The organism is Campylobacter iguaniorum (genome assembly GCF_000736415.1).
Classification (GTDB): Bacteria; Campylobacterota; Campylobacteria; order Campylobacterales; family Campylobacteraceae; genus Campylobacter; species Campylobacter iguaniorum.
This window is the reverse complement of the sequence record NZ_CP009043.1, coordinates 1081896-1096652: the sequence shown is the minus strand read 5'-3', so window position 1 is coordinate 1096652 and position 14757 is coordinate 1081896. Positions and strand designations below refer to the sequence as shown.

General features: G+C 36.5%; 14 protein-coding genes and 2 pseudogenes. 9 read left to right on the top strand and 7 right to left on the bottom strand.

What is annotated here, in order from left to right; all coding sequences use genetic code 11:
* Positions 1-94: 94 nt before the first annotated feature.
* From CIG1485E_RS09715 to murJ, 4 genes and pseudogenes are all read right to left on the bottom strand, one after another.
* A pseudogene (locus CIG1485E_RS09715) lies at positions 95-518 on the bottom strand (ATP-binding cassette domain-containing protein); the annotation flags it as partial.
* Positions 519-791: 273 nt separating this feature from the next.
* A pseudogene (locus CIG1485E_RS09710) lies at positions 792-1517 on the bottom strand (ABC transporter permease); the annotation flags it as partial.
* An 86-nt stretch (positions 1518-1603) separates the two neighbouring features.
* Positions 1604-2983: a cysteine--tRNA ligase gene (cysS, locus tag CIG1485E_RS05440; RefSeq protein ID WP_038454507.1), complete on the bottom strand. Its 1380-nt coding sequence runs from the start codon at positions 2981-2983 to the stop codon at positions 1604-1606.
* Positions 2970-4367 (bottom strand): murein biosynthesis integral membrane protein MurJ, encoded by a 1398-nt coding sequence (gene murJ / locus CIG1485E_RS05435; RefSeq protein ID WP_038454506.1) that lies wholly within the window; start codon positions 4365-4367, stop codon positions 2970-2972. Before murJ ends, cysS begins: the two co-directional genes overlap by 14 nt.
* A 116-nt stretch (positions 4368-4483) precedes the next feature.
* Between murJ and CIG1485E_RS05430 the strand changes: the two genes are divergently transcribed.
* Positions 4484-4915 carry a redoxin domain-containing protein gene (locus CIG1485E_RS05430; protein WP_051870938.1) on the top strand — a complete coding sequence of 144 codons (432 nt, stop codon included), beginning with the start codon at positions 4484-4486 and terminating at the stop codon, positions 4913-4915.
* Positions 4916-4969: 54 nt separating this feature from the next.
* Here CIG1485E_RS05430 and CIG1485E_RS09650 read toward each other — a convergent pair whose 3' ends face one another.
* Positions 4970-5095, bottom strand: coding sequence for a hypothetical protein (locus CIG1485E_RS09650; protein WP_256365474.1), 126 nt, complete (start codon positions 5093-5095; stop codon positions 4970-4972).
* Here CIG1485E_RS09650 and CIG1485E_RS05425 point away from each other — a divergent pair.
* The 8 genes from CIG1485E_RS05425 to CIG1485E_RS05390 all read left to right on the top strand — a co-directional run bounded on the left by CIG1485E_RS05425 (position 5040) and on the right by CIG1485E_RS05390 (position 12535).
* Positions 5040-5549, top strand: coding sequence for a molybdopterin-guanine dinucleotide biosynthesis protein B (locus tag CIG1485E_RS05425; RefSeq protein WP_235183869.1), 510 nt, complete (start codon positions 5040-5042; stop codon positions 5547-5549). The two genes, CIG1485E_RS09650 and CIG1485E_RS05425, sit on opposite strands and share 56 nt — an antisense overlap.
* A 235-nt stretch (positions 5550-5784) precedes the next feature.
* Positions 5785-6621, top strand: coding sequence for a class 1 fructose-bisphosphatase (locus CIG1485E_RS05420; protein ID WP_038454503.1), 837 nt, complete (start codon positions 5785-5787; stop codon positions 6619-6621).
* Positions 6621-6947 (top strand): hypothetical protein, encoded by a 327-nt coding sequence (locus tag CIG1485E_RS09610; protein ID WP_051870937.1) that lies wholly within the window; start codon positions 6621-6623, stop codon positions 6945-6947. Before CIG1485E_RS05420 ends, CIG1485E_RS09610 begins: the two co-directional genes overlap by 1 nt.
* A 16-nt stretch (positions 6948-6963) precedes the next feature.
* Positions 6964-8856 (top strand): methionine--tRNA ligase, encoded by a 1893-nt coding sequence (metG, locus tag CIG1485E_RS05410; protein ID WP_081867142.1) that lies wholly within the window; start codon positions 6964-6966, stop codon positions 8854-8856.
* Positions 8849-9826, top strand: coding sequence for a hypothetical protein (locus CIG1485E_RS05405; RefSeq protein WP_051870936.1), 978 nt, complete (start codon positions 8849-8851; stop codon positions 9824-9826). Before metG ends, CIG1485E_RS05405 begins: the two co-directional genes overlap by 8 nt.
* A gap of 9 nt (positions 9827-9835) precedes the next feature.
* The gene (locus CIG1485E_RS05400; protein ID WP_038454502.1) at positions 9836-10474 is read left to right on the top strand and encodes a Crp/Fnr family transcriptional regulator; all 639 of its coding nucleotides are present in this window, start codon (positions 9836-9838) and stop codon (positions 10472-10474) included.
* 106 nt (positions 10475-10580) lie between these two features.
* The gene (locus CIG1485E_RS05395; RefSeq protein WP_038455627.1) at positions 10581-11132 is read left to right on the top strand and encodes a cytochrome c3 family protein; all 552 of its coding nucleotides are present in this window, start codon (positions 10581-10583) and stop codon (positions 11130-11132) included.
* An 11-nt stretch (positions 11133-11143) separates the two neighbouring features.
* Positions 11144-12535, top strand: coding sequence for a multiheme c-type cytochrome (locus CIG1485E_RS05390; RefSeq protein WP_038454501.1), 1392 nt, complete (start codon positions 11144-11146; stop codon positions 12533-12535).
* A gap of 508 nt (positions 12536-13043) precedes the next feature.
* Here CIG1485E_RS05390 and CIG1485E_RS05385 read toward each other — a convergent pair.
* Both CIG1485E_RS05385 and CIG1485E_RS05380 read right to left on the bottom strand, forming a co-directional pair.
* Entirely contained in the window at positions 13044-13412 is a 369-nt protein-coding gene (locus tag CIG1485E_RS05385) for a hypothetical protein (protein WP_144242177.1), read from the bottom strand.
* A gap of 227 nt (positions 13413-13639) precedes the next feature.
* The gene (locus tag CIG1485E_RS05380; protein ID WP_038454499.1) at positions 13640-14686 is read right to left on the bottom strand and encodes a dehypoxanthine futalosine cyclase; all 1047 of its coding nucleotides are present in this window, start codon (positions 14684-14686) and stop codon (positions 13640-13642) included.
* Positions 14687-14757 lie beyond the last annotated feature (71 nt).

The window sequence follows — 14757 nt, the reverse complement described above, 5'->3', positions numbered from 1 at the left end:
GCGTTTTTAACCGTGCTTAGTCTGTGAGCAATGACAAAAATAATCTTATCTTTGCTTAAATTTTCAATGGCTTTTGTGATTGCGTTTTCGCTTTCATTATCAAGTGCGCTTGTGGCTTCATCAAAAATTAGTATTTTTGGATTTTTGTATAAAGCCCTTGCTATGGCTATTCTTTGCCTTTGCCCGCCGCTTAAATTTGCCCCAAACTCATCAAGCGTAGTGTGGATTCCATCATCAAGCTTATCTACAAAATCATAGGCATTTGCTAGCCTCAAAGCCTCTTTTACTCTTGTTTCGTCCATTTGCCCACTATAAGCAACGTTATTTGCGATAGTATCATTAAATATATAAACTCTTTGAGTCACAAGCCCTATATTATCTCTCAAATCTTTTAGACTAAACTCGCAAATATCGTTTTCATTGATAAGAATGCTTCCAGTTTTTGCGTCGTAAAACCTCATTATTAGGTTTATTAAGCTGGTTTTACCCCCACCGCTACCACCGACTAGAGCTATCATTTGACCTTTATTTGCTCTAAAACTTATTCCATTTAGGACGCTTTTATCTCCATATCCAAAGTGCAAATCTTGCAGTGTTATGCTATTTACTGTCTTAGGAAATGTCAAGTTTCCACCGACTATGCTTGGGCTTAGATCAAGTAGCTCAAATGTCCGCTCGCTCGCTGCGACTGCGTCTTGCATTTGGTTATACAAGCTTGAAATGCGTTTTATCGGCGTGTAGAGCATGAAAAGAGCTGTTAAAAATGAGAAAAAACTTCCAACGCTTATGGCTCCATCGATGACTTGCTTTCCGCCTATTATGATGACTACTGCGATTCCTATGGAGCCTAGAGTCTCCATCATAGGGCTTACTAGCTGATTTACTTTGACGCTTTTTAAATTTAGCTTGAAGAATTTTTGGTTATGCTCTTCAAATCTGTTTAACTCTTTGGTTTGGGCATTATTTGCTTGAATGATTTCGATATTTGAGAAAATTTCGCTTAAAACCGAAGTTATATCGCTTGTTTTTTCTTGTGAGCTTTTTGAGATTTTTTTCATCTTTTTTGCTAAGCGTGAGAGCGGATAAACTGCCGCGGGAAAGACGATTAGCGCAAAAAGCGCTAGGGTAGGGCTTTGGTAAATCACAACGCACAAAAGCCCGATTATAGTGATAGTCTCTCTTGCAAGCTCTGGGATTATAGAAGAGACTATGCTTCTTATGCGCTCGATGTCGTTTGTGTTGCGGCTGATAAGCTCGCCTGTTCTAAATTTATTAAAAAAATTTATATCAAGATAAAGCAGGTTATCAAGCAATTTATGCCTAAATCTCTTTACCATATCTTGACCTATGTAAGCTGTAAAATACGCTTGCATGTATGTTCCAAGGCTTTTTATAAAATAAATTGCGATGATAGCATAAGGCAAAAGATAGAGCAGATCTTCGTTTTTTTCGACAAAGATTTTATCAAGGACTGGTTTGACTAGGTAAGCTGAAACCGCCGTTCCCACGCTTGCCATTATCATACCAGCTATTGCTAAGCCGAATTGCGAAATATAATCCCTAAAATACGGCGCAAATCTTCTAAAAACTTCTTTTAATCCGTTCATAGTTTTTCCCACATAGTGCCATTTGGCGTATCCATTATAGAGATATTTAAGGATTTTAACTCATCTCTTAATGCATCGCTTAATGCAAAATCTTTTTGTTTTTTTGCTTCGTTTCTTTGCTCAATTAAGCTATTAATTTTAGCTTTTAGCTCATCATCAATGCCCCATTGAAACCACTCAAATTCATCTTTTAAAGCAATTCCAAGCAAACTTGAAGTAAACTCTAAATTTGCCACAGTTTGAGCTTTTAAGGCTTTGTTTTTTGGCTCATTATCAAGGCTTAAATTCGCACTATTTACCATTTCATCGACCACACTAAGAGCTGCTGAAATATTTAAATCATCACTCATAAAGCCTAAAATTTCATCTTTAAATTTAGCATTTACCTCAGAGGCTTTGACTCCACTTAGCCTTTTTTTAAGGCGATAAATTTTATCAAGGCGTTTTTTGCTCGCCATCAAATCATCAATATCGTAGTTGAAATTTGCCCTATAATGGCTACTCATGAGATAAAATCTCAGCGCTTCACCAGGAGCTAGGCTTAAAGCGTCTTTGATGAAAAATGAATTGCCAAGACTTTTACTCATTTTTTCGCCACTTACTTGGACAAAGCCATTGTGCATCCAGTATTTTGCTAAGCTTTTGTGCTGCCCACATCTACATTGTGCGGCTTCGTTTTCGTGATGAGGGAAGAGCAAGTCAGCCCCGCCAGCGTGGATATCGATTTCGTATTTGTCGTCGCCTTCAAAATGCTCTTTTATCATCGCCACGCACTCAGTGTGCCAGCCTGGACGACCTTTGCCAAAAGGGCTTTCATACCAGTTTTCATCAAATTTCCACAAAGCAAAATCTTTTGGATCTTTTTTGCCATCATTTGAGCTTACTCTAGCTTGGAGATTTTCATCTTTTCGCCCACTTAAAGCTAGATAATCTTTGTCTTTTGAAGTATCAAAATAAATCCCATCTTCAAGTCTGTATGCAAAGCCCGTTTCAAGCAGATTTTTTATGTATGAGATGATAGCTTCAAGGCTCCCGGTCGCCTTTGGCTCGATGTCGGCGTCAGTGACATTTAGAGCGTGCATATCGTCTTTGTATCTTTGTATATAATGGCTTGTGATTTGCTCCAAGCTTTGATTGGTCGCAGCCATTTTATTTAGGATTTTATCATCGATGTCAGTGAAGTTTTTTATAAATTTGACCTTGTAGCCAAGTGCTTTTAAAGTGCGTCTTAAAAGATCAAAACTTATAGAGCTTTTGGCATGTCCTAAATGCGCGTCATCATAGACTGTAGGCCCGCAAACATAGATATTTGCTTCATTCCCTCGTATTGGCTCAAATTTAACTTTTTGTTTTAAAACGCTATCATAAATAATCATTGAAAAAATCCTTTATCCAAATAAGTAAAAATGCAAAAATAACTGCCAAAAAGATAGTTATGAGAGTTTTTTTGCAAATGATTATATCTAAAAAATTTCTAAATCCAAAAATGCAAACGGCATAAATTAGCAAAAACAGCCCAGAAATCGACCCAGCTAGAGCTAGTCCCATCGCGCCAAATGGCTTAAATAAAACAAGGCTTAAAATTGTGTTTAAAACTAAAGAATAAATAGAGATTTTGGCGGCTAGTTTTTGTTTCATATTTGCATAAAGCCAAAGCGAAAATAGCTTGTAAAGCCCATAAGGAAGTAGGCCTAGCATATACATTTTTAGGACGTTTGCAGTCTCAATGGTGTTGCTAGTATCAAAAGCACCCCTTTCAAAAATCAGCCAGATTATCTCCTTAGCCAAAATCACGCCGCCAATAGTCGAAAACAAAAGCAAGAAAAACAAAACATGAAAGCCTTTTGAGAGCAAAATGGCTGCGTTTGCTAAATTTGCGGCTTTGATTTGTTTGGAGATTTTGGGAAAAATCGCCGTGCTTAGAGCGATTGCGAAAAGTGCTAAAGGAAGCTGAAAAATTCGGTTTGCGTAGTACAAATAACTAATACTTCCGACCATCAAAAAACTCGCTATAAATGTGCTTATAAAATCACTTAGCTGATTTGCACTGCTTCCTACAACTCCAGCCCAAAAGTTACCCCAAAAGCCTTTGCTAGAAGCTCGCTTGCCACGGCTAAATTTAGCCAGCCCAAGGCTTAGAAGCCTTAGTAAATTTAATTTTTTAAGAGTGATTATGTGGGCTAGTACTTGCAGCACTCCACCAGCTACGACGCCCCAGCTAAGGTATAATGCGGCTAAATTTGGCGGCTGGTTACAAGCTATAAGAAGAGCTGTAATCATGGCGATATTTAGCAAAGCAGTGCTAAAAGCAGTGGTGGCGAAGTGGTTTTTGTACTGCAAAACTGAAGCAAAAAGCGTGACCACAAATATGCAAAGCAAATACCAAAAATTTATCCGCACCAAAGGCACTGCTAGGGTGATAGTCTCAGGGCTAAATCCATAAGCCAAAAGCTTTGTGACAAGTGGAGCAAAGAGCATCACAACAAGGCTAAGAGCTAGCATAAATCCGCTAAATTTTAAGAAAATTTCGGCTAAAAATAGACCCTTTTTGCTCACTTTTACGAAATTTGGCAAAAATGCTTGAGTAAAAGCCCCCTCGCCAAAAAGTCTGCGAAAGAGATTTGGAAGCTTGAACGCTACAAAAAATATATCGCTCCAAATGCTTGCTCCAAGAGCGTTTGCAGTAAGCAAATCACGAAGCAAACCAAGCACACGCGATACCAAAATCCCAAAGCTATTTGTAAAAAAATGTCTTAGCATAGCACCACCAAATTTGAATTAAGAGTGTATTATACAGATATATTGCTTATACATTGTTGTATCAAACTCTAAGCAAATTTAGTATAGAATTAGCCAAATAAAATATAAGGATTTATATGCTAACCTTACCGAAAAATTGTATAGTCTTTACCTATCCAAAAATGGGGAAGAGTAGGGAATTTTTGCCTGATGAGCTTAAAAATTTGGCTGGGCTTACGGGATGTACAAACCAGTGTAACGCTTATCAAAAAAGCTTAAATTTGATAGAAAATCTAGGCTTCAAGCTTATAGCTATAAGCTCGCAAAATAGCGATGCTATAAGTGAGTTTAAAGACTCTTTGGGGCTTGGTTTTGAGTTTGTAAGCGATCCAAATTTCGAGCTAGAAAACGAGCTAAATCTAAAAACTTTTAGCATACTTGATGGCAAAAAATTTTATCACCGCCAGACGCTGATTTTTAAGGACGGAAATTTGATAAAAAGATTTGATTTCGTCGCCTCTCCAAGTGAAGACGCAAAAAACGTGGTAGAGTTTTTAAAGAGCATTTAAACGCCTTAAATTTATATTTTAAGAAATCTTTGGCTAAAATACAGCCTAAATTTATCAAGGAAAACCTATCAAAAGATTAGCCGTAGCAGTATCTGGAAAAAGTGGAAGTGGCAAAACAACGCTCATAAGCAAAATCGCAAAAACACTGATAGAGCGTGGATTTAAGGTAGCTATCGCCAAGCACGATCCAGGAGATAAAGCTAGATTTGACCGTGAGGGCAAGGATAGTTTTGTCTTTGGCTCACTTGGTGCAGACGTCGCAGTAGTCAGCCCAAACCGCACTACTATCTTGCTACGAGATGGGCTTTTTGGTGGGAGTGAGCGTATCGGCTCAGCTTCTCACGACTCTAAAAGCGAGGAATTTTCGCCTAAATTTGAAGAGTGCGATGCTGATTTAAAGACGCTTATAGCTTATTTTGGTGAGTTTGATTATTTAATAGTTGAGGGGCTTAAATTTATTCCGTTGCCACGAATCACGGTTTTTAGAGATGAGTTTGATGAAAAGTATCTGCCATTTAGCGATGCTTACGCTTCAAATTTAGATGAGTTTAGCGACGCAAATAAGCCTAAATTTGGGCTTGATGAGATTGAAAATATAATAAAATGGATAGACAATAACGCAAAAAAGGTATAAAAACAAATTCTTTCTTGCTCTTTTTGTGGAGTATCGTTGTTTGCTTTGTTGCGACGCACACCAAAGTGCGTCTCACTCGCTCACAGCTCACAACCACAAAAATAACTAAGAAATACTTTGTTTTTGTAATAAATTTAGGGTTATCCTGCTCGCAGGGGCTTTAGTGTTTGGTTCTTTAGCACGGATTTTATTCGTGCGTTAAAAAAACATAAAAATAAAAATGCAAAGGAAATAAATGCAAGAAATTATAAAAACTATAGAAAAAATCGCAGTCAAAATAAGCGATGAGCTAAAATACGCCGATCTTGGCTACACAGATCATGCCAACGCTACAGGCGATACTCAGCTAAAGCTTGATGTCAAAAGCGATAACATCATCACAAAAGAATTTGACGGCGTTTCAAGCGTGCGTTTGCTTATCAGCGAAGAAAAAGAAGAAGCCCTAAAAATCCACGATAGCGGCAAATACATCGTGGCTTATGACCCGCTTGATGGAAGTAGCCTTGTGGATGTAAATTTTGCCGTAGGAAGTATATTTGGCATATATGAAAACGAGCTAAAACCATCAAATTTAGTTGCAGCGATTTACTGCGTTTATGGACCACGCCTTGAAATGGTCGTCTGCACTGAGACGCCAAAACTTTACAGGCTTGATCGTGAAGGAAGTTTTAAGTTTATCAAAGATTTAAACCTAAAAGAAAAAGGCAAACTAAATGCGACTGGTGGCACACAAAAAGGCTGGAGCGACGAGCATAGAGCCTTTATCAAAGGGCTTTTTGATGAGGGTTATCGCCTAAGATATAGTGGCGCTATGGTGAGCGATCTGCATCAAATTTTGCTAAAAGGCGGTGGGCTTTTTAGCTACCCAGCTACAAGCGATGCACCTCATGGCAAGCTTAGAGTGAGCTTTGAAGTGCTTCCATTTGCCTTTATATATGAAAGAGCAGGTGGGCTTACGACAGATGGAAACTCAAAAAGTTTATTTGAAATAAAACTAGAAAAAATCCACCAAACAACTCCTTGCTTTTTTGGCTCAAAATACGAAATAAACAAGCTTTTAGAGTCTAAATAATGACTGAGTTAAAAGAATTTAGCATAGATGATAGTGAGTTTGTCAGCCAAAAAAAAGAGGTAGAGTTGTGCCGCGAAAGAAGCGTCAGAGATGAAGAAAAAATTTGTGCTAAGTGCAAAAATGTTTATTATTGCGATTTGATAAAGGAGTTTGTGCTTACGCAGTTTAAGCTCAAAATTGCTAGACTAAAAGAGTGCCAAGCTAGCAATGGCTTAAATAGCTGCACAAATTGCGAGTTGTTTTTTGAGTGCAAAGTAAGAAAAGAGTATGTAGATGCCACTTATGAGAAGATGAATGAGGGTCGCGGTGGCGAGTTTGACTTTTAAATTTAATGGAGAGATGATGAAAAAATTTATAACAACACCAATTTATTATGTAAATGACGTGCCACATATCGGACACGCTTACACCACTATCATAGCTGATACCATGGCTAGATATTACCGTTTAAGAGGCTTTGATACATACTTTTTAACAGGCACTGACGAGCATGGTCAAAAGATAGAAGAAGCAGCTAAATCAAGGGGCAAAAACCCAAAAGAGTACGCCGATGAGGTGAGTGCTAAATTTAAAAACCTTTGGGATGAATTTGAGATAAGCTACGACCATTTTATCCGCACGACTGATGATTATCATAAAATCACAGCTCAAAATGCGTTTTTAAAAATGTATGAAAAAGGTGATATTTACAAAGGTGAATACGAGGGCAATTACTGCGTGAGTTGCGAGAGCTTTTTCCCGCAAAATCAGCTAGTTGATGATGAGTTTTGCCCTGATTGTGGTAAAAAAACAAGAATAGTCAAAGAAGAAAGCTACTTTTTCAAACTCTCAAGCTACCAAGACAAGCTTTTAAAATGGTATGAAAGCGACAAATGCATACTTCCAAAAGGCAAGAAAAACGAGGTTGTAAGCTTCGTAAAAGGCGGATTAAAGGATTTATCTATCACTAGAACTAGCTTTGAGTGGGGAATAAAGCTTCCAGCTAAGCTCAACGAGCCAAAACACGTGATGTATGTATGGCTTGATGCTTTGGTAAATTATATTTCAGCACTTGGATATAGCAGAGATAATGCTAAAATGGACTACTGGAACGATACATTGCATTTAGTAGGAAAAGATATTTTGAGATTTCATGCAGTGTATTGGCCAGCATTTTTGATGAGTTTGGAGCTACCGCTTCCTACTAGTATAGCAGCGCATGGCTGGTGGACGAGAGATGGCAAAAAAATGAGCAAAAGCATAGGCAATGTCGTAAATCCAAAAGAGGTAGCTGATGCGTATGGGCTTGAGGCGTTTAGATACTTTTTGCTTCGTGAAGTGCCTTTTGGTCAAGATGGGGATTTTTCTCAAAGAGCCTTGATAGACCGCATAAATAGCGAACTTAGCAACGATCTTGGCAATCTTTTGAGCCGTATTGTTGGAATGAGTTCAAAATACTCAAATTATGAAATAAATAAAGAAAACGTGGCTAAATTCTATAGTGCTGAGCTAGAAGAGGCAAAATCTCATATAAACTCAAGTCTAGAAGCTCTAAACGAAGTAGCGACAAACCGCTATTTAGAGGAGATTTGGAAAGTGCTAAACATAGCAAATGCTAGCATTGCAAAGTATGAGCCTTGGAATTTGATAAAAGAGGGCAAAACTGACGAGGCAAACGCACTTGTGGCTCTTGTGGCAAATTTGCTTGCAAAAGTCGCTGTGATTTTAAGCCCTGCGATGCCAAAAACTTCAGCCAAAATAGCTGGGACTTTGGGATTTAGCATAGATACAAATTTATTTAATAAAATCGTTTTGGAAAGCAAACTTCTAAGCTTCAAATCTCAAGCAACTGAGCCTTTATTTACTAAAATAGAAAGTGAGCTTATGGCAGTGCCTGGCACAAAAGAAGAGATAAAAGAGGAGCCAAAAGATCCAGAAATCAAGATAGATGACTTCAAAAAATGCGTGATAAAAGTAGGAACTATCTTGGAGTGTTCAAACATAGAAGGCAGCGATAAATTGCTTAAATTTAAAATAGATCTTGGAGAGGCAAATCCTCGCCAAATCATCAGCGGTATCGCAAAATATTATGACCCACAAACATTAGTCGGCAAACAAGTTTGCGTCCTAGCAAATCTAAAACCAGCTAAAATATTTAAGCATTTAAGCGAGGGTATGATACTAAGTGGGGAAGATGGAAGCCTAACACTTCTAAGCACTATGGCACCAGTCAAAAACGGCGCCATCGTTGGCTGATATGCGAATCCAAAATCTAACCAGTCTTGTTGGTGGAGAGCTGATAAACTCTCCAAAAATTAGCATGGTTGGTGGATTTTCTTTTGATACAAATTTAAAAAATAGCTCCACTTATATCGCTTTAAACTCTACAAATGAAGAGATAAGCTTAGCCATACAAAATGGAGCTTACGCCGTTATTTATGATAGAGATTTAGCTATCAAAAACGATGAAATAGCCCTTATAAAAGTCTCAAATATACCAAGCGCCGTGCTTAGGCTTATTAGGTTTTTTATAACGCAAAAGAGTATCAAACTAGTCAAAGCAAGTAAAGTTCAAATTTCTATTTTAAAATGCTTAAATTTAAAAAATGCTAGGCTTATTGCTGATGATTTAAGAGAGATTTTTTATCAAATTTATGACGCTTTGGACGGAGATCTATTTTTTTGCGATGTCAATTTTTTACAAAAGCTAGGTATTAGCTTTGATGAGATAAAAACCACACAAAAAATTGATATTTTCAATAATAGTTCCATTTTTTACACCACTATGATAAGTTCGCAAAATTACTATCAAAATTTAAGCTTTCCATATTTATACGCCAGTGAGCTTGGAGAGATTTTGGCGTATCTTAACTCTGCAAATATAGAATTTAAATTTAAGGATTTAAGAGAATTTGAGCATTTTAAGCCTATTTTTGTGGATAGATTTTTTAATATCAAGCCATTTGGCGCAAGTCATAGAGCTTTTATAGTAGAAAGCGATGAAGAACTTTTTATCAAAGAAGCCGGTTTTCTACGTGCTAAATTTGATGATATTTTGGTCTGTGTCCCCAAAAATCTAGCCCACATCAAAGCAGATATTTATTTTTCAAATTTAGATGAGCTAAAAAGCTTAAATGATTTCAAATATGCTTTGGTTTTATGTGAATTTTGCGAATTTGAGCTTGTTTTGAGTAGGACCTCTCAAGAGCTATCTTTGTTTGATTAAGGAGATAAAATGATCCAAGATATTCCATTTTTTAAAGATTTGAGCAATGAAGATATAGGTCGTCTTGAGGCTATTTCTATAGTTAAAAACTACAAAAAAGGTGAGTTTTTGTTTATTGAAGGTGAAGAGCCAAAGTGGCTAAATATCTTGCTAAAAGGAACGATTAAAATTTACAAAACCACGCCAAAAGGCAAAGAGGTATTTTTACATACTATTCGCCCTGTATCTTTGGTGGCTGAGCTTGTAAATTTTGAAGACATTCCTTATCCTGCTAGCGGAATTTTTTTGAGCGATTCTGAGGTGCTAAAATTAAACTATTCTAAATTTAAAACTGAATTCTTATCTAATCCAAAAATTTGTTTTGAACTTTTGAAGTCAATGGCTTCAAAATTAAGAATTATGAACAATGTTTTACAAAATGAACTAACTTTGAAGAGCGATGCCAAGGTTGCAAAATTTATAGTAGAAAATTCGGATCTTTTTTCTAGTTTAAAACACAATCAAATAGCGTCTATACTGAATATTACGCCTGAAACTCTCTCGCGAACAATCACAAATTTTAAGCAATCAGATCTTATCAAATTTGATGAAAATATGAACTTAACTTATAAAAACCATAATAAATTAATAGAATTCTTTACGATATAAATTAAATTATTTACAAATTTATTATTAACCATTGCATTTACGTTAAAAACTTGTTAGAATACGGGCTCATATCGTAGAAAAGAAATTTTCTAGGGAGGGAGTGGAGTTGAGAAAGACAAAGCTTTTTACTTTTATCATCTTGGTTATAGGTGGTATAGTGGGTCTTGTATTTGCTCTTGGTATAGCACAGTTTTTTTATGTGACTGGTGGAGAAAAGTTCTGCACAATGTGCCACGTTATGGAGCCTATGGGTAACGCCTATAAAGACGATGTTCATGGTGGAAATAACAAGGTGGGCTTTAAAGCCGAATGTGTAAGCTGTCACTTGCCACATGACAACATAGCTCATTATGTGTATCAAAAATCAGTAAATGGTATCGTCGAAGGTACTCTTACTCTTTTTGGCAATCCAGAAAAGTATGACTGGCAAGCTAGAAGAAAAGAGGCTAAGAGATACGTTTATGATGATGGCTGTTTGCATTGTCACACAGATCTTAAAAAGATTTCGTCTGACAATATGAAGTCATTCTTGCCACATAGAGACTATTTTGCTAAAAACATAAACAAAACTTGTGTCGAATGTCACGAGCACGTTGGACATAAAAATCTTGGTTTTCACCTTAAAGCAAAATTTGGTGATTTAAATATTACAAAGTAAGGAGATAAGCAATGCTTAAAAAAATTGTTTTAGCATTAACCTGTTTGGTAGCTTTTAGCTTTGCTGAAAGCGTTGGAAATGTCAATCTTACAAAAGTTATGAAGGTTGATAGAAGCCTAAGCCCATTGGCAAAAAAATGTGTGGAGTGTCACGCTGAGAAGACTCCAGGTATCGTAAATGACTGGAAAAGCTCACGCCATGCTCACGCTGGTGTAAGTTGTATGGATTGTCACGCAGTTCCAGCTGATAGCCCAATGGCAATCAAAAAAGAACACCCTAAAGATAGTGGAAACCACGTAAGTATTTTAGTAAGCCCTAAAACTTGTGGAAAATGCCACGCTAAAGAGGTTAAAGAGTTTGAACAAAGTGGACACGCAAGAGGCGGCGTTCAAATGTTTGCTAAAAAAGGTATGGTTGAACTTATGTACCACTACGAAGGAAATGGAAAACCTTATGAAAATGACGCTCCATTCCACGCTGGTGATGAGAACCTTAAAGATGCTCCATCTGCAACTGGTTGTATCCAATGCCACGGTTTAGAGATTAAACTTGACAAAGAAGGATATCCAATCCCAGGAAAAGGTTGGCCAAACTATGGTATCGGTAATGCTTATCCTGATGGTAGCGTAGGTAGTTGTAAATCTTGCCACTCAAGCCATACATTTGATATGGTAGAAGCTAGAAAACCATCTGCTTGTGCATCTTGCCACCTTGGACCAGATCATCCAAACATCGAGATCTACAATAACTCAATGCACGGTAAAATTTACAATGCTGAGGGTGAGAAAAAATGGAAATGGGATAGTGCTCCAGATACTTGGGATGTTCCAGACTATAGAGCTCCAACTTGTGCTACTTGCCACATGAGTGGAATAGGCGATCTAAACACTACTCACAACGTAAGTTTACGTCTAAAATGGAATCTATGGGCTCCACATAGTAACCTAAGAACCGGTGGTTATGAGACTGCTGCTGATGTTTATGCTAAAGAAGGAAAAGTAACTGTAGGTGTTCCACTTGCTGGTAACCCTGCTGGCCCAGAAGCTGCAAGAGGAGAGATGAAACAAGTATGTAAATCTTGCCACTCTACAAAAGCAACTGAGTCATTCTTTATAAGTGCTGATCAACATGTAATGCTTTACAACACTTATCACACTGAAGCTAAGAAAATGTTAGATGACTTGAAAGCTAAAAAACTACTCAAAAAAGATGAGTGGTCTGATGCATTCCAAAAAGTTTACTATCATTTATGGCATCACGAAGGTCGTCGTATGAGAATGGGTGCTGTAATGGGTGCTCCTGACTATGCTCACTGGCATGGCGTATTCGAAGTACAACAAGACATAAAAGAACTTCGTAACATCTATAATGCACGTATCAAAAGCGGCAAAATAGAAGAATAATCCATAAGCCTCGCTCTTTAGCGGGGCTTTTCTAACTCTCTTAATCCTAAGATTATAATTTACATCTTATATAATTCTAAAATAATTACTTAAGCTCTTATTGGGTAAAACAAGTTAATTACACTGTTTTTGTTGTTTAATAAATTTAATAATACTACTTTTAGATAAAATTTTGATAGTATAAATTGATTGTATAAAATAAATATATCAAAAAATCATTGACTATGATAATATAAAATACAAAAGGTATTAAATAGCGTTATTGAAGTATTTAATAAAAGCAAATTTGAAAAATATTTCCATTATAATTTGATATAAAAGACTATGTGATGTCTTGATATTTGCCTCAAAGATAAAATATTTGAAACTCTAGTGATTGGTGTTATTTGTCTAAATATGTTGTTTATAATGCAAATGTAGTTAAGCTTATCTACGCCAATAAATATGCTTAATTGGCGTTTATATAAAGATTTAATTGGCTTTTGATTAAAAGCCAATTTGAGTAAAATTAGTCCAAGCTTGCGACTCGCACAGTGACTCTTTTGCAGTCTTTTAGGATATTTACTAGTTCTTTATGATGGATTTTGCCACCTTTCATTCTTGCTCTTTTTAGAAAGTATGCAAATTCAGCTTCTTTTAGCCCTATGCAAGAATCTGTTTTATCCTCCAAAAAATCCTTGATATCCTCAGCTTTAAATTTAGCAATGCAGTAATGTGTCTTAGTATCGACTGTATTGATGTAGATATAATCAGATGTGGCTTGAAATGGTTTGTTAAAATCCATAGAAAGCTTGCTGATGATAACAAATATTATAGAAATAATGCAGATTAATACGATTGTATACCCGTATGACATTTTTTTAAAATACTCAAACACTTAAACCCCCCCCACTTTTTAGTGGATGTGTTAAATTTGGTATTATTTTTATATATAGTTTCTTATACTTTTGTTATCATTCTAGCACTATTTTGTTTAAGAATTATTAAATTTTTAAACAAAATTCTAACATTATATTGATTTTGTATTTTTGCATAATAATTTATAAGCAATCATGATAAGATGATCTGTGTATGAATTTGGCAGTTTGATCTGCCAAATTTGAGTTAAAATCTCTCTAAAATATCGTAGTTTGTGTTTCTTTTGGCTGGATTTTCACCTATGTCTTTGATGAGGGCTATCATCTCATCTTGATTCATTCTAAAGCTAGCTCCAGCTGCCTTGACGACGTTTTCTTCCATCATTGTAGAGCCTAAGTCATTTGCTCCAAATTTAAGCGCAAGCTGGCCTATATATGAGCCTTGAGTTACCCAGCTACTTTGGATATTTTTGAAATTATCCAAAAACAGTCTTGCGACTGCAAGCAATCTTAAATAGCGATTTGGTGATTGTTTTTTGATTTCAGGGTGCTCGTCTATGAGTTTTGTATTTGCTGATTGGAAGCTCCAAAGTATAAAAGCTCTAAATCCGCCAGTTTCGTCTTGGAGTTTGCGGATTTTATCCCAGTGCTCGACGATTTCTCTATCTGTCTCAACCGTGCCAAACATCATTGTAGCTGTTGTTTTCATACCGATGCAGTGGGCTTCTTTATGGATTCTTAGCCAAGTATCGCTATCACATTTTTTGGGTGCGACTATGTCTCTTACGCGGTCACTAAGTATCTCAGCGCCAGCTCCTGGCATGCTATATAGCCCCTTTACTTGCAAGCGTTTAAGTGCTTCTAGTGTTGAGATTTTCGAGATTTTGGCTATATAATCTAGCTCGACTGCAGAAAATCCGTGTATAGTTATATTTGGATATTTTGTAGCTATATGCTCGACCAAATCTTCATACCAATCAATCTTGAGTTTTGGATGGACACCGCCTTGGAAGAGGATTTGGGTGCCTCTTATTGCTATTAGTTCGTCTATTTTTTGATCTATCTCTTCATAGCTTAGTATATAAGCGTCATTTTCATTGACATGTCTGTAAAATGCACAAAATTTGCAATCCACGAAGCAAGCGTTTGTGTAGTTTATGTTTCTATCTACTATAAATGTTGTTATTTTGTCTGGGTGAAGCTCTAGTTTTTTAGCTAGTGCCATCTCGCCAAGCTCTTGTAAGCTGGCATTTTCAATCAAATTTAGTGCTTCTTCTACGCTTAATCTGTTCAAATTTATCCTTTTTTGGGCGAAATTTTATCATAATTTACAAAAACAGGGCTTAAAAATTGCCAAAATTTTAA